Below are 20120 nucleotides of genomic sequence, written 5' to 3'. Positions count from 1 at the left end.
CCTCCCAACTCTTATTCGGAATAATTTTTTCCTTCGACCCACGCTGCGGCTACCATGGCCTGCCCAAGGGCTAGACCACCATCATTGGTCGGCACTTGGTGATGGATCAGCACCTCAAAACCTGCTTGTTGCAATCCCCGAACCGTGCGGTGAAGCAAGATTTGATTTTGCCAGACCCCGCCACTCAGGGCAACACGGCGTATGCCCTCGACATCGCGGATATACTGGGCAACCTCAAGGCATAGGGTGACAATGGCGTTGTGAAAGCGTGCCGCAATACGAGGGACAGAAATGCCATGGCGCAGGTCATTGAGCAGGGCTTCCCACAGCGGGTGCGTATCCAGGTAGGGCCATTCTATCCGGAAGGGATACGCCGCAGCTTCGTGCATATCTACCGCTTGTTCCAGTTCAATGGCTGCCTGCGCTTCATAAGTTACCGTGGATCGCAGCCCGATCAGTGCGGCTACGGCATCAAAGAGCCGTCCCATGCTTGATGTTAGAGGGGTGTTGATGCCTTTTTCTAACATGGTGTAAAGCAAACTACGTTCGTCAGCGCATAAGGCTTGCACGGGCGGCAGGTCCTCCTCCCAGGGCAAGCCATTCGCCCATAAATGGGCGAGCGCCATACGGGCGACCTGATGGACAGCACGGTCGCCTCCAGGCAATGGGACCGGTTTGAGATATGCATAACGCCGATACCCAGCATAGTTCCCGATAAGCACTTCACCCCCCCAAATGGTGCCATCACTACCGTATCCGGTACCGTCAAAAATCAGTCCGATCACTGGATCTGAGTCGTTGATTCCATTGTCAACCAGGCAAGCCGCTAGGTGAGCGTGATGGTGTTGCACATACAAAAGGGGCTTGCCTTCGACTTGGGATCTATTTTGAGCGTATCGGGTGGCTAAATAATCGGGATGTAAATCTGTTGCCAGCCATTCGGGTTGAGTGCGGAATAGCGTCTCATAGTGCCGGATGCCTTCCTCGAAGGCTTGCAGGGTTTCGTAATTTTGCAAGTCCCCAATGTGGTGGCTGAGGAACGCATAGTGCTTGCGGGTCAGGCAAAAAGTATTTTTTAGTTCGGCACCCACAGCTAAGATAGGCGGTACTTCGCGCGGCAGGTGGAGGGGATCGGGGGCAAACCCGCGCGCCCGACGCAGAAAATAGGGAGCGCCATGAACGATTCGGATCACCGAATCATCCACACGAGTGTAAATAGGGCGGTTATGGGTCAAGATGCCATCGGCAAGCGATGCCAAGCGGTCAAAAACCTCATGATCAAGGTAGGCAATGGGCTCCTCACTCAGGTTGCCACTGGTCATAACCAGCACCTCGGGAAAGCCTGGGGCGGGTTCGAGTAAAAGAAGGTGCAAGGGCGTGTAAGGGAGCATGAAGCCCAGGGTGTGCTGGCCAGGGGCAACCTCAGCGGCTATCGGTGAGCTGGGGAGTCGTTCTAGGATGACGATAGGGTGAGAGGGAGAGGTGAGCCACTGTTGTTCTGCTTCATCCAGGTGGGTGTGGCGAGCAATGGTGCTGACATCAAACGCCATCAACGCAAAAGGTTTATCACTCCGTTGTTTGCGTAACCGTAGTTCGCGCACACTTTCTGCGCGCGTTGCATCGCAAGCCAGGTGGAAACCTCCCAATCCCTTTATGGCTAATATGCGCCCTTCTGCCAGCCATTGGCGTGCTATTTGAAGCGCGGCTTCTCGTTCGGCGAGAATCTCGCCTTGGGGGGTCATGAATTGAAGGTGTGGACCGCACACGGGGCAGGCAATCGGTTGCGCATGAAAACGGCGGTTGCCCGGATCGTGGTATTCTGCCTCACAGTCTGGGCAGAGGGGGAACCCAGCCATGGTGGTATTGGGGCGGTCGTAGGGGATGGCGCGAATAATGGTGAAACGAGGGCCGCAATTGGTGCAATTGATGAAAGGGTAACGATAGCGCCGATCCCGGGGATCGAATAATTCGCGCCGGCAATCCGCGCAGATGGCTACATCCGGCGAGACCGGGAGAAATTCGTGGCTCTCGTCTTGACTTTCGATAATCGTGAATGTTGTAGCGTGATTAGGCGGTATAGATACCGCTTCGAAGGAATCAATGCGTGCCAGGGGGGGAGGATTGGTTTTCAATTCGGATACAAAGGCTTGTAGAGCCTCTGAGTTACCGCTTATCTCAATCTCTACGCCTGCAGCAGAATTGCGCACCCACCCATTTAGCCCATAACGCGTGGCAAGGTTGTAAACAAAGGGACGAAACCCAACCCCTTGAACAATGCCTCGAATTCGGATATATAACCCATAAGTAGAGGCGCTCATTTTTAGCGCGTTGCTATCTCGGCGCGTAGCCAATCCAGCCATGGTTGCAACCCTTCCCCACTCTTGCAGGAAAGCGGGAAGGTCAGGAGTCCTGGGTTGAGAAGTTCAACTCCGCGACGAAAATACTCCATGTTGAACTCAATATAGGGTAACAAGTCAATCTTATTGATAATCAGAACATCCAAGCCCCGATACATGTTGGGATATTTATAGGGTTTGTCGTCACCTTCAGGGACACTGGCGACCAGGATGTTGCGATGCGTCCCGAGTTTAAAGGCAGCAGGACAAATCAAGTTACCCACATTCTCAACGATGATGAGATCTAACTCGGTGAGCGTCAATTGCGCCAATCCGGCGCGCAGCATGACTGCGTCGAGATGGCAATCTCCTCCGGTGTTAATCTGGACGGCGGGAATGCCCAAAGCACTGACTTTATCTGCATCAATGGTAACCGGGGCGGTGTCGCCTTCGATCACGGCAATGCGAAATTCGGTACTCAGTGCGCGCAGGGTTTGCAGGATCAAACTGGTTTTACCCGCGCCTGGTGATGCCATGATGTTAATCGCCAATACCCCGGCCTCATCAAGTAGACGGCGGTTGAGTTCGGCCACCTGATCGTTGGCATCTAGAAGTTTTTCAACCACTGGCACTTTAATTGGATTACCCATTATTTACTCCATAATAAATGTTGACGGTTAGCGTTCGATTTCAATGCTTTCTAAATAGAATTCGTCACCTGAGAGCAACGTCAGGTTAAAACTGTTGCACGCCGGACAAGGGTGAAGGATGTCGTTGACTTCAAATTCGTGCTGACAATCCTGACAGCGCATGCGCGGAGTTGGGCGTTGAAAGTGGAGCCGTGCGCCTTCGCAGATAGTGCCCGCACTGATCAGATCCCAGTAAAACTGCACCGAATCATCCACGATGCTAGAGAACTTGCCCAAAACAATATGGATATCGGTAACACGCTGAGCCCCTGCTTCCTGGGCATGCTTAAGTGCAATAGAAAGAATGCTTTCGGTAACCGGTAACTCGTGCATGGGGGTTTATATTATACCTATAATAGTCCACTTTATCCTACGGCTTCGCGCGAAGAATTCATGAGTATTTCCATTAGATGCAGGCGGGTGACCAACAACTGGCTGGCCACGACATTGGCCAAGCGACGGGTAATAACATAACCGAGGTGTGGATCCATCTCACACTGCTGTTGCAAGGCTTTGCCTTCAAGAGCCAGTAACCGCATCGGAGTGAGAGCACGCACGGTGGTGGTACGCTGACGCACAACAGGCGTCAAAACTGACCATCCCAAGATATCCAGGGGTTCAGCCTGAAGGATGCGCACCGATCCATGGCCAGGTACGCTAATCTCGACACTGGCGCGACCATCCAGCACGAGGTAGAGAAAATCGGGTTGATCGCCCTCTTGAAATAGTACTTCACCCGGCGCCAAATATCGCTCATGGGCCAGGCTGGCCAGAGTTTCTAACTGGTGCTGGCCGAGTTCGATGAACCATGGGATGCTCTTCAAAAGGGCTACCAGGTTGGCTTCCATGTTCTACCACCTATAACGACGTTTAGACCAGAGTCTTGTATAGTTTTTATCATCTTGCATGGGTGGGGTTATAGTGACCTCTGTAATCATTGCAGACGCAAATTGTCATCAAATCCTATCCTTGTTGAAGGAAAGGTGTTAACCATCGGAGTAAAGGATTCACCACAGAATCCAGCAGTCTCTGAGTTCGTTCTGATAATTGACGTGAGAAGCCGAATTCATACCCGCGCACAGAAAGCAAGAATCCGGCTGGAGAGTGCCCGTATAGCGCCTCAGCCAGGGCTAAGCAGGACTGAGGGGTCAGATGATGACTCAGCGGTGAGGGTTGAAACCCGGCTTGCAAGGTCTGCCAGCAAATTTCCTTGGGGAGAGCGCCGGTATGTGCATCCACAAAACAAACGTGCGTGTAGGTTGCAAGATCTTCGGCCATCTCCGGTCTCAGTTGCAAATCAGTGCACAACGTGAGTCCCTCATTCACAGGAAGGGTCTCTCCGATGTCTAATACCTTTGAATAGCCCCAATAGGTTGTAAGGCGGTTAATAAGATGCCATGCAAGGCCATCATCCTGGCGATCCGGGTTGCCAATGCCCAGGATGAGCAGGCGTGGGGAACAGGAAAACGCTTCCTTCCCCCATATGTCGAGGGAAGGAAGCGGCAGATCTGAGCAGGCGAAACTTTCACTCATGCAGACGAGCCAGAGTTTGCCGCAATTGACCTTGGGCATCCAAGATCTCGATCACCATGGGCATTTGCCCTACGGCGTGGGTGGAGCACGAAAGACAGGGATCATAAGCGCGGACGGCAGCTTCGACGCGGTTGAGCAGTCCTTCTCGAATCTCCGGCCCGGTGATGTAGGTCTTAGCCACACTGTCCACGGCTTCACTCATGGCCCAGTTGTTGTGGCCGGTAGCGACGATGAGATTGACCCGTTCCAGTTGGCCGTTGGGTTTAGCCCAATAGTGGTGGAAAAGAGTGCCCCGCGGGGCTTCGATCACCCCAACCCCTTCACCACGGATCTCTTGGCGGGTGTTGAGGATATCGGTGCTGAGGATGTCGGGGTCGTCGAGAAGGACGCGCACGTTTTCCGCCGCGTAGAGGGCTTCGATCAGGCGTGCGTAGTGATAATAGAGCGTTTGCTCTACCGGCTTGCCACGATTAAGGGCTTTGAACTCCTTCAGTGCGGCATCGGCTAAAGGCGTGGCTATTCGGTCAGCGACGTTGAGCCGCCCCAACGGCCCAACGCGGTAAACCCCAGCTGGCCAACCCATCTTCTTGTAGTAAGGGAATTTCAGGTATGACCAGGATTCAACATGCTCAGCAATGTAATTCAGGTACTCCCGTCCATCGAAGTACTCCAACTCTTGACCGTTGGCGTCAATAAGTCGCAATTGACCATCGTAGAGTTCCAGCGTGTTTCCAGGCTTGACCATACCGAAATAACCGGTGGAGAAGACGGCAAAACGATTGATGTCTTCCTGGTTGGCCTCGGCCCACTCTTTGAAAATCTTCAACCCTAGTTGGATTGTTTCGATGGCATCATCTAGACCTGCCAGAATCTGGTCACGTTCACTACGGGTCAGGGCTTTATTCACGCCGCCGGGAACGGCAAAAATTGGGTGAATGCGCCGACCGCCCAGGATGTGGATAATTTCCTGACCGAATTTGCGCAGGCGAACCGCACGCAGGGCTAGGTCGGGGTTCGCTTGAATCAGCCCCACCACATTGCGGATGGCGGGGTCGGCATCAAAACCCAATAAGAGGTCTGGGCCGGCCAATTCAAAGAAGTGCATGCCATGGCTTTGGATCACCTGTCCCATGTGCATGAGTTCGCGCAGCAATTGGGCTGGTCGGGGTGGGGGGCAGCCGTACAGATCATCGCAGGCTTTGGCCGCAGCAAGGTGATGTGAGACCGGGCAAATGCCGCAGATGCGCGGGGTGATCACCGGCATCTCAAACGCCATGCGTCCCTCGCAGAACTTCTCAAAGCCACGGAATTCATTGATGTGCAAATAGGCGCGTTCAACTTTGCCTGCTTCATTCAACCGAATGGTGATCTTGGCATGCCCCTCGATCCGCGTTACCGGCTCAATGGTGATCTTTTGGGGGGTTACGGTAGCCATAGGTGTTTCCTCCTCGTTTTGTTGCACCCTACCACTAATGCCATTGGAGACGCTCATCTTTGAGCACGGGGATGCGCCCTTGTGCCAATTCGCTCAGGACGTAATAAATGATATCTGCACTGGGTGGGCAACCCGGGACAAAGACATCCACCTTTACCACTTCGCTCACGGCACGAACCCGGGTGGGTTTTGCCAATTCGGGATCATCCGGGATTTTGCCCTCAGCGTCGGTGCTTTCCGTTTCAATGTAGGCACGGCGTAGAGCATCTTCGATCTTGAAAAAGTTACGCATGGCCGGCACTCCTCCAAACACCGCGCAATCACCCAGCGCTACCAGGATCTTGCAGCGTTGCCGCATTTTATGGGCAACCTCTTCGTTGGCGGTATTGTTAATTCCACCTTCCAGAATGCCCACATCCACACCGCTGGAGTCGGGTTCTTTGAGGTCGGTGATGGGAGAGGAGCGCAAATCCACCAATTCGACCAAATTAACAATACGCTCGTCTATATCCAGGAATGACATGTGACAACCGGCACAGCCGGCTAACCAATCGGTAGCAACTTTGGGTTTACTCATGGCATCTCCTTCCACCTTGACCAGTAACTATCCTAGACGGCTACGGCGACTGGGGCGACACGCTGAGTAAGTGTAGCCCGCCAATCTCCGTTCACGTCAATCCCAAGGGCAGTGGCTAACGCGCGCAGAGCGGTTTCATTGGATCGAGCCTGCTCTGGTGCGGATAGGCACGGATGGGCTTCTTGCAAGCGGCCTTCTAGGTTAAGGTAATGGCCGCTTTCTTCAGCCCAGGTGTAGACCGGTAGTACCACATCAGCACGGGCGGTGAGTTTCGATTCACGGCTGGCTTGGACGATTAAGTAAGGTGTCCGCTCTAATGCGGCGACCAGGGTTTCGCTGGGGATTTCGTCCCCCAGTGCCACAAAGGCTACTTCATACGTGCCCGGGCGCAGAGGCTCAATCAAATCAAATTGCGCCGCGGCCAGGCTGTTGGCTTCCCCTTTCGGGCTGATCAAGGTTGCCCCGATCATCCTGACTAACCGCACCAGGGCTTTGATGGCGACTCCCTCTTTGAGCGCGGCGGGATCATAAACGATGACCGGCTTTTCGCCGCGTGTGATCTGGTAAGCGGCCTTAAGAAAATCATCCGTTGCCAATCCAGTTGACTTAGCCGCATTAGCCAGATTGGCAACCGCATCTTCAGCGTATTCGGTGCGGTTCAAACCCAACCTGGCGACCGCGGCTATCAACCCTTCAATAACCGCCAACTGGCGTCCCTCTTTGAAGCGCAGTGTGACTTCTGCAAGGTGTGAGAGGTGATTTTCCTGGCTATCGGCGATCACAATGTGTGTGCCACGATTAAGAGAGCGCCGTACCATGAATCCCAGAACTTCATGGTTGTTGGCTAAATCGGCTTGCATGACCAGGATGGAGGTAGCACGATCTAATTCTGCAACGCTTCCTTCAAAAGGCTCGCCGAGATCATCCATTGCCTCTATCAAGGGTCGCACAGCATCACCGTTCAAGGTGGTTGCCAGAGGGCTTTGCAACCCTTCTGTAAATACCTTGCGGAAGAGATACAGGGCTTCAGCAGTCAGCCGAGCGGATGCCAGTGCGAGGCTGTTAGCGGCATGACGTTTGAGAGCGCTAGCGACGGTGTCCAAGGCTTCTTCCCAGGTTGCCGGTCGAAGCTCGCCGTTCTTGCGCACCAGAGGTTGGGTCACCCGTGGACGCTCATCGTCCAGTGGGTAGTACCGTCCTACTTTGCACAAGACACCCTGATTTACTGGCGCATCCCAGTCACCGTAAATGCTCAGGATGCGGTTATCGGTGATCAGCACGTCCAGGCCACAGCCCAGACTACAACCGGTGCAAACGGTTGCCACATGCTCGGCTTCAGATTTCTTCCCCAGATAAGCGCTTTTACGATCAATCATAGCACCGGTGGGGCACACTTGAACACACATGCCGCATGACACACAGGTGCTCTCACCTAAGGGTACTTCGAAATCAGCGATGATGAACGTGCGTGCCCCGCGATTTGCCACACCGAGGGTGTTGACACCGACCAGTTCATTACAGGCACGGATGCAACGACGGCAGAGGATACAGCGGTTGTGTTCAAGGATAATATAAGGATGAGACGCATCCACCGGGAAGGGTTGCCAATTGGGTTGCAGCGGCCAGTGGGTCATTCCCAAGCGATAGGCCGCGTTTTGCAGTTCGCAGTCCCCTCCGCTAACCTGGCAGTAGGGGCAAAAGTGGTTGCGTTCGCTAAAAATGAGCGAAAGGGCAAATTCGCGTGCTTTTTTGACCTTTTCGCTCTCAGTATGGATCACCATGTTGTTCGATACCGGGATAGTACAGGCGGCTTGCAGGGTGCGAAAACCCTCGATCTCCACCATGCACAACCGGCATCCCCCATAGGGCGTCAGGTGAGGATGATCGCATAAGGTGGGAATGAATATCCCTAATTGCCTAGCCGCTTGTAAGACGGTGATTCCATCGGGAACTTCATAGGTTTGCTGATTGATTGTAATTGTGGCCATCCCTGCTCCCTTCTAGTGAATGCAAAATTATGGCAGATTTAGGTGGTGTGATAGGCTTCTACTCTGACCGCCGCGACTTTATACTCGGGAATTTTTGAAATCGGGTCTAGCGCAGCGAGAGTCAGTTCGTTAACTGAAGCTTCGGGGAAATGGAAATTACCATAGACCAAACCAGGTGGCACGCGATCGGTGATCCAGGCTTCGGCGACAATGCTGCCGCGACGCGAGGTGACTTTAACGTAACGGACACCATTAAGGCCAATGCGTTGAGCGTCCTCAGGGCTGATCTCAATCAGGGGCCGATCATAAACCTCTAACAACCCTTTGGAGCGGCGTGTCATTTCACCGCCATGCCAGTGGTAAAGCACCCGCCCGGTTGTCAATACCATAGGATAATCTTTATCGGGTTGCTCTGCTGGCGGTACATGGACAGTGGGATGGAATTTACCTTTCCCTCGGGTGAATTGACCCACGTGGAGAATGGGCGTGCCAGGGTGATCTTTGCCGCGTACCGGCCATTGCAAACTTTCACCGGCTTCAAGTCGGGCATGGCTAACGCCGGCGTAAATGGGCGTTAGGGCTGCCACTTCATCCATAATTTGCGCTGTATCGGTGTAATTCCAGTCGGCAAAGGGGGCTTCTGGATTAATCTTGCGTTGGCCTTGACTCATAATGCGCTGGGCCAGATCGCGAATGATTATCCAATCAGGGCGCGCATCACCAAGAGGCCGAATGGCCTGACGAACGCGCTGAATACGGCGTTCAGTGTTGGTAAAGGTGCCATCTTTTTCGGCAAATGAAACCCCCGGCAACAAAACATCGGCGTAAACTGAGGTTTCAGAGGGAAAGATTTCTTGAAGTGCCAAAAATTCCAGGCGCTCCAGGCAATGACGGACGTGGTTGGTATCGGGATCGCTCATCACCGGGTTCTCACCCAGGATATACATGGCTTTGATCTTGCCTTCACCCGCCGCCGGGATCATCTCGGTGACAGCCAGTCCCACCTTATCGGAGAGAGAGGCTCCCCATGCCTGTTCAAATTTCAGCCGTGCCTCTTCAGCAGTTACGCGCTGGTAACCGGGATAGACATCCGGCAAGCCGCCCATATCACAGGCGCCTTGAACATTGTTCTGACCGCGGAGAGGATTGACCCCACCGCCGGGGATGCCCATGTTGCCCAAGAGCATCTGGAGGTTGGCCAAAGTTAGCACGTTCTGAACCCCGACAATGTGCTGGGTGATGCCCATGGCCCAGATGACGGCCATGGGGTGATATTTACCCATGATTTCGGCTGCTTGATAAAGTTGTTCCACCGGCACACCGGTGATTGCGGCAACTCTTTCGGGGGTGTAGTCGCGTAGATTTTCAACAAAGGCGTCGTAATTTTCGGTACGTTCGACAATAAAGGCTTTATCTTCCCAGCCATTTTGGACAATAATGTGCATTAGCCCGTTTAAGAGAGCAATGTCTGTTCCGGGCCGCTGTTGAAGATGAAGGGTGGCAAACTCGGTGATGTCAATGCGCCGCGGATCGGCCACGATCAACTTGGCGCCACGTTTTAGTACTGCCTGGCGAATCATGGCACCAAAGACGGGATGCTGCTCGGTGGTGTTTGAGCCGATGATAAAAATAGCAGCGGCTTTTTCGGCTACGTCCTTCATGGAGTTGCTCATTGCACCGGAGCCGTAGGCCATAGCCAGGCCGGCCACCGTGCTGGAGTGGCACAGGCGGGCGCAGTGATCAATGTTGTTAGTTCCAATGACCTGCCGTGCCAACTTGTTCATCAGATAATTTTCTTCATTGGTGCACTTCGCCGAGGTCAAGATACCCACACTGTCCGGGCCGTACGTATCACGAGTCTCGGCAAGTTTACGGGCGACGATGTCAAGGGCGGTTTCCCAATCTACCTCGACCCAAGGGCCGCGATCACCATTGGCAGGGCGTTTTTCACCCTTTAGCAAGTAAGCGCGGACTTTGGGCTTGAGCAAGCGGTCGGGGTGATGGATGTAGTCGTAACCGTAACGTCCTTTGACGCACAAATGCATGCCATTTACCGGCGCATTGGGATTGGAGACAACGCGGATGATACGGTTTTCTTTGGTATTGATGTGGAGGTCAAACTGACAACCCACGCCACAATATGCGCAGGTTGTGGTCACCACTTTATCAGGTGCACCAGCGCTGACAGAGGGTTTGTTATCCAATGCGCCGGTGGGGCAGTAGGCCACACAGGCACCACAGGACTCGCACCGTGCTTCGAGCATGGTTTCATCCATCCCGGCCACAATGCGAGTATCATACCCTCGCTCGGATAATCCCCATACGAAGCGCCCCTGCACCTCGGCGCAGGCACGGATGCAGCGCCCACACAGAATACACTTATTTAAATCCACCCAAACAAAGGGATTAGGATCACTATTGATCGGATAGCGCGGCGCCCTGGCCATGAGCGAGGCAGGGTCTAGATCATAGGCTCGTGCCCAGTGTTCGAGTTCATTGAAATGACCATCTTTGCTAGCGTAACCCGCATCATGGTAGGTCGAGAGCAGAAGTTGTAAAATAGTGCGCCGCGATTCACGTAAGGCCGGGGACTCGGTGGTAACTTCCATGCCATCGCTAACCGGTAGGGTGCAGGAAGCCAAAGATGTACGTGCCCCTTTGACTTCAACTACACACAGGCGGCAACCCCCATGAGGGCTGAGATCTTTGTGATAACACAGGGTGGGGATCGTAATCCCTGCCTGTGCGGCGGCTTCCAGTACCGTCATTCCTTCGGGTACCTCTAATTTTTTTCCGTCAATGATTATTTTGACCATACTCACCTCTCTCATAACTCAACAACAACCAATTCACGAGCGGTGATGACGCAAGTAAATGAACCAATAAACCAAGCCAACCATGAAAGCACCACCGATGATATTGCCAATGGTCACGGGCAGTAAGTTGGCCAGGAAAAAGTTGCCCCAGGTCAGATTGGCATAACTTTCGAGCGTTTTTCCGGCGTCAACCAGAGCCTGCAGTTTCCAGAATGACGCCGGTGCCCATTCTTTGATAAAAAGACCGATCGGGATGAAGTACATGTTGGCAATGCTGTGTTCAAATCCGGCGGCCACAAAGGCAGAGATAGGCGGGATGATGCTCAGGATTTTATCGGTGGTAGTGCGGGCGCTGTAGCATAACCAAACGGCCAGACAGACCAGCGCGTTACACAGGATGCCCAAGGCAATCGCTTGCACAAATTCCAGATTGACTTTTGCGTTGGCAATGTTGAGCGCATTTAAGCCGACCGCACCGTTGCCAAATTTATACTGCCCGCTGAGAAAGACCAATAGGGCAGTAGCAACCGAGCCGATGAAATTCCCAATATAGACGATAATCCAATTGCGCAACAAGGCGCCTAGCGTGACCTTTCCACTGGTAAAGGCCATAATGATGAGGTTGTTGCCAGTGAAGAGTTCAGCGCCACCGACGATGACCAGGATCAGACCCAAGGTGAAGACGAGGCCGGTCAGCAAGCGGGTCACACCATAAGGCAAGGTGGATCCGGCGCTAACCGTGGTGGCAAAGATTGCCCCCAAGGCAATAAATGCCCCGGCTAAAACTGAAAGCGCCAGCATAGACCAGAAATCTAAATTTGCCTTTTTAACCCCAATGGCTTCGGCTTTCTGTGCCATCTCTGGGGGCATCAGAGCATCAATGGTGAAACCATTATTGATTGACATACGGATAAAACTCCTCTAAAGGTTGAGTTATGTTGTAAAGGATTATGCAAAGGCTTTGATTTTACAAACTCCGGCAGGGCAGACCTGAAGCGTGATATGGGCCTCGACCTCGGCGCGGAAATGCTTGAGCATATCTTTGATTGGCGTGCCAGCGGTTTGACCCAACCCGCAGTTAGAAAGCAAATACATGTTATCACTTAGCCAAAGTAGATGGTCCAAATCTTCTATCTTGCCCCGGCCTTCGGCAATAGCACACATGATCTCATAGGCCCGCTGGGTGCCGATGCGGCATGGATTGCACTTGCCACAAGACTCTTTGCGGAAGAAGTTCATCAAGACTTTGACTAAATCCACAACGCAGGTGTTCTCATCACAGATTAGCAAGGCCCCTGATCCCAAGGCAACGCCGGCCTTGGCGTAGGAATCAAAATCCATGGGCGTGTCTTGGAGTGAGGCTGGGATCAATGATCCACTAGATCCGCCGGTTTGAGCCAGTTTGAATGCGGCGCCGCCCTTCATACCTTTGGCGTAAATGTTGATAACCTCACGCAGGGTGATGCCCATCGGCACTTCAATGACGCCGGTTACGTTGACGTTACCCAGAATAGTGTAAACCTTGGTGCCGGGGCTGCTGGGTGTGCCAAAGCGCCGGTACCAGTCGGCGCCGTTGAGCAAAATGGGCGGCACATTCGCCAGGGTCTCGACGTTGTTAACCACAGTGGGTTTACCCCACAAGCCATGGGTTGTGGGGAAGGGGGGACGAGAGCGGGGCTGTCCACGCTTGCCCTCGATAGATTCGATCAGCGCGGTTTCTTCGCCGCAAATATAGGCTCCTGCGCCGGTATGAATATGAATGTCAAAATTAAAGTTGGTACCAAAGATGTTCTTCCCCAGGAAACCCATTTCACGGGCTTGTTCGATGGCACGGCGCAGCCGTTCCTGGGCTAAGAGATATTCACCGCGCACATAGATATAACCCTCATCCGCTCCTACCGCATAACCGGCAATGGCCATTGCCTCAATAATGCTGTGGGGATCGCCTTCAAGGATGATGCGATCTTTGAACGTGCCGGGTTCGCTTTCATCTGCATTGCAGATGATGAATTTTTTCTCGGACTTCTCACGCGCCACAAAAGACCATTTAACACCGGTGGGGAAGCCCGCTCCCCCGCGCCCGCGCAAGCCGGATTTTTTGATCTCTTCAATGACCTCGGTGGGGGTCATCTCGGTAAGGACTTTTCCCAAGGCGCTGTAACCATCGTGGAGGATGTATTCTTCAATATCGTCGGGGTTAATCAGCCCAACACGGCGTAAAACAATGCGCTGTTCCGCCGGAAGTGTTCCTTTACGTGCGGCAACCCAGGCAATGCGCCCGGAAAGTTCGCGCACTGGTGCGAGTAAATCGGTGGCAACGCGCCCTTTATAAAGATGTTCCTCAACCAGGTAGCGCACGTCCTCAGGGCGAACCGGCCCATACACCACAGCCTCGGGGTAAACAATGACCATGGGGAGGGCGTCGTGACGGCCTACATCGCCGATCATCATGACTGAGACTTCATCGCTAAGCCCAAAATCCTGCACGGCTTTCTGAAGGGCCTGGAAGACCTGCTCGGCGCCGCGCTCCAGGCTGATGGCATCGCCGGAAACCAAAACCATCGAACGGATTATTTTCATGGCGCTCCTCCTTTGCGGCTTAGCGATATCGGGCTAAAATCTCGGGCACCCGTTCGGGCGTTACGTTGCCATAAACGTCTTCATCCACCACAATTACCGGCCCTACACTGCACAATCCCAGGCAGGAAACGGTAATCAACGTCCACTGTCCATCCGGACTGGTTTCGCCCGCCTCAAGGTGCAGGTGTTCTTGCAGCGCTTCCCATACCTCACGCCCTCCCACAACGTGGCAGGGAGCGCTTTCGCAGAACTGCACGACGTGTTTGCCGCGCGGTTTGGTGGAGAGCATTTGATAAAAACTGGCGACCGACATCACCTGGCTATGCGGCTCTTTGAGGCGCTTGGACACCTCATTCAGCGCCTCCGGCGGTAGATAACCCAGGGTGCGGTTAATATCGCTCAAGATGGGGATCAATTCCTCCCGCCGCGCGCCATAGCGTTCCAGGGCGGCTTCTACCGCAGCTAGAATTTTCTCTCGTTTACCATTGTCGTTTTGGGGTCTCATGCCTCTCCTCCAACCGGCTGGTGAAAACAGTTACTGAATGACAACAGCGTTGAAGTTACAAACCTGCATGCAGATGCCACAGCGGATGCAGATATCCGGGTCAATCACGTGGGTCTGGCGGCGCTCCCCGCTAATCGCACCCACCGGACAATTGCGGGCGCATACGGTGCATCCGGTGCAGGCTTCAGGAAGAATCTCATAGCGGATCAGGGCACGGCAGACTTTGGCCGGACAGCGTTTCTCATAAATATGGGCTTCGTATTCTTCGCGGAAGTGCTTAAGGGTGCTCGCTACCGGGTTAGGCGCGCCTTGACCCAGGCCACAGAGGCTATTGGTGCGAATCTGTTCGCATAGGTATTCCAGAGTCTCGATATCGCCGTCTTGTCCTTTGCCTTCGCAGATACGGGTGAGAATCTCCAGAATGCGTCGGGTACCGATGCGGCAGGGGGTGCATTTACCGCAGGACTCATCCTGGGTGAATTCCATGAAGAAGCGGGCGATATCCACCATACAGGTATCTTCATCCATGACGATCATGCCCCCTGAACCCATGATGGATCCAGCGGCAGTTAGAGATTCGTAGTCCACCGGCAGGTCCAGATAACTGGCGGGCAGACATCCTCCCATTGGGCCGCCGGTTTGGATGGCCTTGAAGGCCTTGCCATCGCGAATCCCGCCCCCCACGTCATAAACGATCTCGCGCAGGGTAATGCCGAAGGGCACCTCGATCAAACCCGTGTGGTTGAGATCACCGGCAAGGGCAAAGGTCTTGGTGCCCTTGCTCTTTTCGGTGCCCATGCTGGCAAACCAATCGGCACCTTTGAGAATAATTTGAGGCACGTTTGCATACGTTTCAACATTGTTGATGTTGGTGGGTTTGCCCCAGAGACCGCTTTGAGCCGGGAAAGGCGGGCGCGGACGCGGTTCACCCCGCCGCCCTTCGATCGAGGCGATCAATGCGGTTTCCTCACCGCAGACGAAGGCACCGGCACCTTGACGCACCTCCAGGTCAAATGAGAAATCGGTGCCGAGGATGTTTTTGCCCAGCAGGCCGAAATTGCGCGCTTGCTGGATGGCAATATTGAGGGTTGAGACGGCCAACGGATATTCGGCGCGGCAGTAGATGTAACCTTGCGAGGCACCGATGGCATACGCGGCAATGATCATACCCTCGATAACCGAATGCGGATCGCCCTCGAGCACGCGGCGATTCATAAAAGCCCCGGGATCACCCTCGTCGGCGTTGCAGATAATGTACTTGGGTTCGCCCTTTGCGGCGCGGGTGAGTTCCCACTTGCGCCCGGTGGGAAAACCGGCACCGCCGCGGCCTCGCAACCCCGAGCGTTTGATCTCCTCAATAACCTGCTCAGGGGTCATTTCTGTGAGCACTTTCGCCAGCGCCTGGTAGCCATCTTCGGCGATGTAGTCCTCAATGTTCTGGGGGTCAATCTTGCCGCAGTTGCGCAGGACAACCCGCACCTCCTTAGGGGTAGGGGCACTCAGTTCCTCATCCACAAATTTGGGCTTGGTGTAGAGGAATTTTTGAACGACCCGCCCCTTAAGGAAGTGTTCTTCCACCAAGTAAGGAATGTCATCTACCGAGAGGCCGACATAATGGACGCCTTCAGGGTAAACCATCAATTCGGGTCCCTCACTACAGGCTCCAATGCGTGAGGTCTCCAGTACCTGTACCTCATCAATCAACCCTTGGGCGACCAGTTCATCTTGGAGGGCGTCTTCTATATCATGAGCTCCTCGACTTAAGCAATCAGGATCTACACAGACTAAAACGTGTGACCGGTAGTATTTCATATCGCAACCTATACCTTCGCTAAGGTGTCTGGATACTTTGGGTTTAGAGCGGAACGACGTGCTCTTGTACGACTTGTCCCTTTAGCACGTGTTCTTCCAGGATGCGGCGTGCCACCTCGGGAGTCACTTTTCCATAAGTGACCTTGGGTTGATCCCCAACCGTAACCTGCACGATGGGCTCGCGTTCGCACAAGCCGATACAGCCCGTTTGGGTCACGATGATCCCTTCCAGATTTTTCTCCGCGATGGTTTCGAGAATGGCTTTCATGGTGTCGCGGGCACCGGCCGCGATACCGCATGTTCCCATCGCCACCGTGATCTGGACCTGTCCAGAGGTGGTTTTGGCCTTCCGCTTGGCCAGGGCTTCTTCTCGAATGCGTTTCAGATCGTCCAAACTTTTGATGGTAGGCATGGTTAAACTCCTTGAGAGGCTTTTTCCAGAGTTACGGGTTTCTGAACTTGGCGGATACCTTCTTCTAATTCATGATGGAGGTAGGATAAAACCGCCGGTTCGGTCAAAGGTATCCCTTGCAATACTTCAAGCACGGGTGGACTCTCGAATGTATATACACGTTCGTCCACTTGGTAAATAAACGTCCAATTCACGTGAGGATTGCCCACCAGAAGGGTGAGGAAGGTGCCGGCCAGGTCTCCTAAGGGCATGCGGTCAATGTGACTGCGTTGAAAAACCACGCGCACACAAGTGCCTTTTCCTACCTCAGACTCAATGGTCAGATAACCATTGCAAGCCTCGGCGGCGGCTTTAAGCAGGGGGATTCCCAAGCCTACCTTGCGGGTTGTGCGCGAGGTTACAAAGGGGTCTACGACGCGGGCGACCATTTCGGCATCCATACCTTTGCCATCATCACACACCTCCATGGTCAGGCGGTCGTTCTGGGTGTCCTCAATCACCTTGATGGTGATATGGGATGCCCCGGCCGCCAGGCTGTTTTCAGCAATATCCAGGAGGTGTAGCGCAAGTTCTTTCATAGTAGTTGACAGAAATTACTGCGATTGCAACGGGCGCAGAATTTGCGGGAATTTGTTCGGGCGCACTCGTCCCATGATTTGCTCATCCACCACGACTACCGGGGCTTGACTGCAGGCACCCACACAGCGGCACAACTCAAGCGTGATATTGCCGTCCGGTGTGGTTTGGCCCGGCTCAATCCCCAGGAGGGATTTCGCTTTTTCGATCAATTGGGGCGTACCGCCGACATAGCAGGCTGTACCCATGCAGAATTTAATAGTGTGCCGACCGCGTGGGGTGGTGGTGAAAAAGGAGTAGAACGTTACTACGCCATGCACCTTGCTGACCGGAATATGCAAGGCGTCGGCTACATACTGCTGCATGGGGTTCGAGATGTAGCCGATGCGGGATTGTAATTCATTTAATATCACCATCAATGCTCCCGGAAGATCCTTGTTCTTTTCAAGGATCTCATCAATCAAACGTTTCTTTTCCGGGTCGGCCAGTGGATCGTTGGGTGGAATTTTGGTTTTCTCTGCAACTGCCAGGCTCATGGGAAACTCCAATAGACAAATCGGATATAAAAAACCTTAAATATTTTCCTCTACTGTGATGAGTTTACCGAGTTTCCCCCCTGATCAGAATTACCAAATGTCATTATCTTATCATGAAAGGTGTAATAATGTGAAAAAATTAACAATCCATCCCGCCGGGAACGGTGGTGGTGGAAAGAATGCGACAGGAACGCCCTTTTTCTCCCCGCAGCGCCATACGGATTTCGACGATGGTCGGGGATTCGATCTCAAAAAACGTGCTCCCCAGAAACTCTTCCAGGCGGTGTACATCACCACTTTGAATGAGGGGAAAGCCGCTGATTTGAGGCAAGCGCGAAGGGATTTGGTGGGGTTTAAGGTGACGTGAAATTTCGAGGGCTTCGATGGGCAGCGTAGTGGGAACGAATCCCAGGGTCTCAATAAGCCCGAAGGTTTTACGATCCACATGGGCGGGGATAAAGAGACCGCCCAATTCTGTGACTCTTCGCCAGGCTTCCTCGAATGAAAAGGAGGTGGCCACCAAGAGCAAGCGTTCCTCACGGGCGATAAAATCGCCTTCTTTATCTACGATCAGTTGATCGCCAAAATATTCAGGTTGGTTCTTCAGAGGGGGCAGGGCCTGATCCACCATGGCTTGCCAGGCTTGGGCCTGTTCGAGCGTATCAAAGAGGCATAGGACGTGAATATCCTCACGGGTTTGTAACTCCATGCCAGGTAGGACCGTCAACCCGCTGCCTGCGGCGGCTTCTTGCACGGCGCCGATGTTGGCAGTTCCGTTATGGTCAGTAATAGCAATTAGCGTAATACCACGCTCTAACGCCTCGGCGACAATGAGAGGAGGGATCATTTCTATCTCGGCACACGGCGAGAGTACTGTATGCACATGCAGGTCAGCGCGAAACGTGGCCAACGCACCCAGCTCCAATTCTCAGGGGGTGGTTTCTGGGTTACGAATCCCCAATTCCCACAGTTTTCCGACTACTGTGTAGGTGGGGAGAGGGGTTGAGAGGAGGACGACACCCTCTTGTTCAGCCTTTTCCAGAGTAGCCGGATCGGGTTGGGCACCTTCGGTAATGATGATGGCCGCCAAATCCAACAGAGCCGCCACCGCAACAATGTTCAAGTGCGATTGAAGGGTTACCCACACATTGCCACGCTGTGCGCTGCTCATCACACAGGAGAGCAAATCTGAGGCATAGCCTCCGGTGGGCTCGATTTCATCTAGGCCGATTGGTTGGGTCAAGATCTTAAGATGGAGCGCATCCACGATTTGTTTTAGATGCATTCAAACCTCCTAACTTAATTTTAGGAAATCATTGGCCAGAGGGATTCTCTTCCTTCTTATGAGTATGCGGTGGTGGCAGGTAGATTTTCATCCTTAAGCGCGTTCCCTTGCCCCATTCCGATTCGAGTTTCATCCAGTCCACGCACCGCTTGATGTTGACCAGTCCCATGCCGGCGCCGAAGCCCATCTCCCGCACCTTTTCGCTCGCAGTTGAATAACCGGGCTGCATGGCCAGTTCCACATCGCGAATTCCGGGACCGTAGTCATAGACATCAATTGAAATCTGGTGTGGTTCAATCTCGGCGCGGATGACCCCTCCCTCAGTGGTGTGGATGATGAGGTTCATCTCGGCTTCATAAACGGCGATCCCGCAGCGGCGAGCGATTTGAGGTGAAGCGCCTAAACGGAGAAGTGCGCGTTTGATCTTGGCGGAGGCCTCCCCACCATGCTCGAAATCGCCCTGTTTGATGTTGTAGCGTAAGATCAGGCTGGTGCGTTCGGATTCGATATCCTCGAACAGGTGACTGGCACGGTAACGGCGGACCTCTTCCGATTGATAATCGCGCTCCAGGGCGCGCAATAAACCGCGAGTGATATCGCCTTTGGTAAGAATGCCGATCAGATGACCAGTGTTATCTACGACCGGCAGACGCCCAAATTTTTTGCTGACAAACACTTTCAGGGCTTCGATGACCGAGTCGTCCCCTTTAACCACTACGGGGTTGAGTGTCATGTATTGTCGAACTGGCGCGGCCAAATCCTGTTTGAGAAGACAGCGGATGAGGTCTTCGATGCTGACCAAGCCGATTAGATTGCCATCCTCCAGCACGGGTGCCCCTGAAATGCGTGCCTGACGAAACGTTTCAAGAACGGTTTGCATCGTATCGTCGGGTTGCATGGTGATGACCTGACTGGTCATTACCTCGCGCACCCGGATTTCATAAGCCAGTTCCTCGACGCGGCTGATGTTCTCTGCGACTTTGTCGGTGATCACGCGGGAGGCCGAAAGTAAACTCTCGTTCATGCTGTCAACTCAATCA

At 53.6% G+C, this 20120-nt stretch carries 19 protein-coding genes; all 19 read right to left on the bottom strand.

From position 1 onward, the window contains the following. Positions 1–11: 11 nt before the first annotated feature. The 19 genes from hypF to QYE77_RS04330 all read right to left on the bottom strand — a co-directional run bounded on the left by hypF (position 12) and on the right by QYE77_RS04330 (position 20104). Positions 12–2360: a carbamoyltransferase HypF gene (gene hypF, locus QYE77_RS04420; RefSeq protein ID WP_315624159.1), complete on the bottom strand. Its 2349-nt coding sequence runs from the start codon at positions 2358–2360 to the stop codon at positions 12–14. Continuing rightward, positions 2321–2986, bottom strand: coding sequence for a hydrogenase nickel incorporation protein HypB (gene hypB / locus QYE77_RS04415; protein ID WP_315624158.1), 666 nt, complete (start codon positions 2984–2986; stop codon positions 2321–2323). Before hypB ends, hypF begins: the two co-directional genes overlap by 40 nt. Positions 2987–3013: 27 nt before the next feature. After that, the gene (gene hypA, locus QYE77_RS04410) at positions 3014–3358 is read right to left on the bottom strand and encodes a hydrogenase maturation nickel metallochaperone HypA (RefSeq protein WP_315624157.1); all 345 of its coding nucleotides are present in this window, start codon (positions 3356–3358) and stop codon (positions 3014–3016) included. A 32-nt stretch (positions 3359–3390) separates the two neighbouring features. Continuing rightward, entirely contained in the window at positions 3391–3873 is a 483-nt protein-coding gene (locus QYE77_RS04405) for a cyclic nucleotide-binding domain-containing protein (RefSeq protein ID WP_315624156.1), read from the bottom strand. Between the two features lie 115 nt (positions 3874–3988). Next, the gene (locus QYE77_RS04400; protein WP_315624154.1) at positions 3989–4558 is read right to left on the bottom strand and encodes a hypothetical protein; all 570 of its coding nucleotides are present in this window, start codon (positions 4556–4558) and stop codon (positions 3989–3991) included. Beyond that, positions 4551–5993 carry a Ni/Fe hydrogenase subunit alpha gene (locus tag QYE77_RS04395; protein WP_315624153.1) on the bottom strand — a complete coding sequence of 481 codons (1443 nt, stop codon included), beginning with the start codon at positions 5991–5993 and terminating at the stop codon, positions 4551–4553. Before QYE77_RS04395 ends, QYE77_RS04400 begins: the two co-directional genes overlap by 8 nt. Positions 5994–6027: 34 nt before the next feature. Then, on the bottom strand, positions 6028–6570 hold the full coding sequence (locus QYE77_RS04390; protein WP_315624152.1) for an NADH-quinone oxidoreductase subunit B family protein: 543 nt from the start codon (positions 6568–6570) through the stop codon (positions 6028–6030). A gap of 32 nt (positions 6571–6602) precedes the next feature. Beyond that, the gene (locus QYE77_RS04385) at positions 6603–8558 is read right to left on the bottom strand and encodes a molybdopterin-dependent oxidoreductase (RefSeq protein ID WP_315624151.1); all 1956 of its coding nucleotides are present in this window, start codon (positions 8556–8558) and stop codon (positions 6603–6605) included. Between the two features lie 38 nt (positions 8559–8596). After that, positions 8597–11374 (bottom strand): formate dehydrogenase subunit alpha, encoded by a 2778-nt coding sequence (fdhF, locus tag QYE77_RS04380; protein WP_399389482.1) that lies wholly within the window; start codon positions 11372–11374, stop codon positions 8597–8599. A gap of 33 nt (positions 11375–11407) precedes the next feature. Continuing rightward, positions 11408–12280, bottom strand: coding sequence for a formate transporter FocA (focA, locus tag QYE77_RS04375; RefSeq protein WP_315624149.1), 873 nt, complete (start codon positions 12278–12280; stop codon positions 11408–11410). Between the two features lie 42 nt (positions 12281–12322). Continuing rightward, the gene (gene nuoF / locus QYE77_RS04370; protein ID WP_315624148.1) at positions 12323–13954 is read right to left on the bottom strand and encodes an NADH-quinone oxidoreductase subunit NuoF; all 1632 of its coding nucleotides are present in this window, start codon (positions 13952–13954) and stop codon (positions 12323–12325) included. 19 nt (positions 13955–13973) lie between these two features. Beyond that, a complete protein-coding gene (nuoE, locus tag QYE77_RS04365; RefSeq protein ID WP_315624147.1) occupies positions 13974–14459 on the bottom strand; it encodes an NADH-quinone oxidoreductase subunit NuoE in 486 nt (161 codons plus the stop codon). Positions 14460–14489: 30 nt separating this feature from the next. Further along, positions 14490–16271, bottom strand: a complete 1782-nt coding sequence (gene nuoF / locus QYE77_RS04360) for an NADH-quinone oxidoreductase subunit NuoF (RefSeq protein ID WP_315624146.1) — start codon at positions 16269–16271, stop codon at positions 14490–14492. 43 nt (positions 16272–16314) lie between these two features. Next, entirely contained in the window at positions 16315–16683 is a 369-nt protein-coding gene (locus QYE77_RS04355) for a (2Fe-2S) ferredoxin domain-containing protein (RefSeq protein WP_315624145.1), read from the bottom strand. A gap of 2 nt (positions 16684–16685) precedes the next feature. Next, positions 16686–17261: an ATP-binding protein gene (locus QYE77_RS04350; RefSeq protein ID WP_315624144.1), complete on the bottom strand. Its 576-nt coding sequence runs from the start codon at positions 17259–17261 to the stop codon at positions 16686–16688. 15 nt (positions 17262–17276) lie between these two features. Then, positions 17277–17795 carry an NADH-quinone oxidoreductase subunit NuoE family protein gene (locus QYE77_RS04345; RefSeq protein ID WP_315624143.1) on the bottom strand — a complete coding sequence of 173 codons (519 nt, stop codon included), beginning with the start codon at positions 17793–17795 and terminating at the stop codon, positions 17277–17279. A 139-nt stretch (positions 17796–17934) separates the two neighbouring features. Continuing rightward, positions 17935–18705, bottom strand: a complete 771-nt coding sequence (locus tag QYE77_RS04340; protein ID WP_315624142.1) for a PHP domain-containing protein — start codon at positions 18703–18705, stop codon at positions 17935–17937. 18 nt (positions 18706–18723) lie between these two features. Next, positions 18724–19080 (bottom strand): DRTGG domain-containing protein, encoded by a 357-nt coding sequence (locus QYE77_RS04335; RefSeq protein ID WP_315624141.1) that lies wholly within the window; start codon positions 19078–19080, stop codon positions 18724–18726. 28 nt (positions 19081–19108) lie between these two features. Continuing rightward, on the bottom strand, positions 19109–20104 hold the full coding sequence (locus QYE77_RS04330; protein WP_315624140.1) for a CBS domain-containing protein: 996 nt from the start codon (positions 20102–20104) through the stop codon (positions 19109–19111). Between the last annotated feature and the right edge of the window lie 16 nt (positions 20105–20120).

It is taken from the genome of Thermanaerothrix solaris, from assembly GCF_032334255.1.
GTDB classification, from domain to species: Bacteria; Chloroflexota; Anaerolineae; order Anaerolineales; family Anaerolineaceae; genus Thermanaerothrix; species Thermanaerothrix solaris.
The sequence above is the reverse complement of the archived record's forward strand: the minus strand, read 5'-3'. Positions and strand labels throughout refer to the sequence as shown.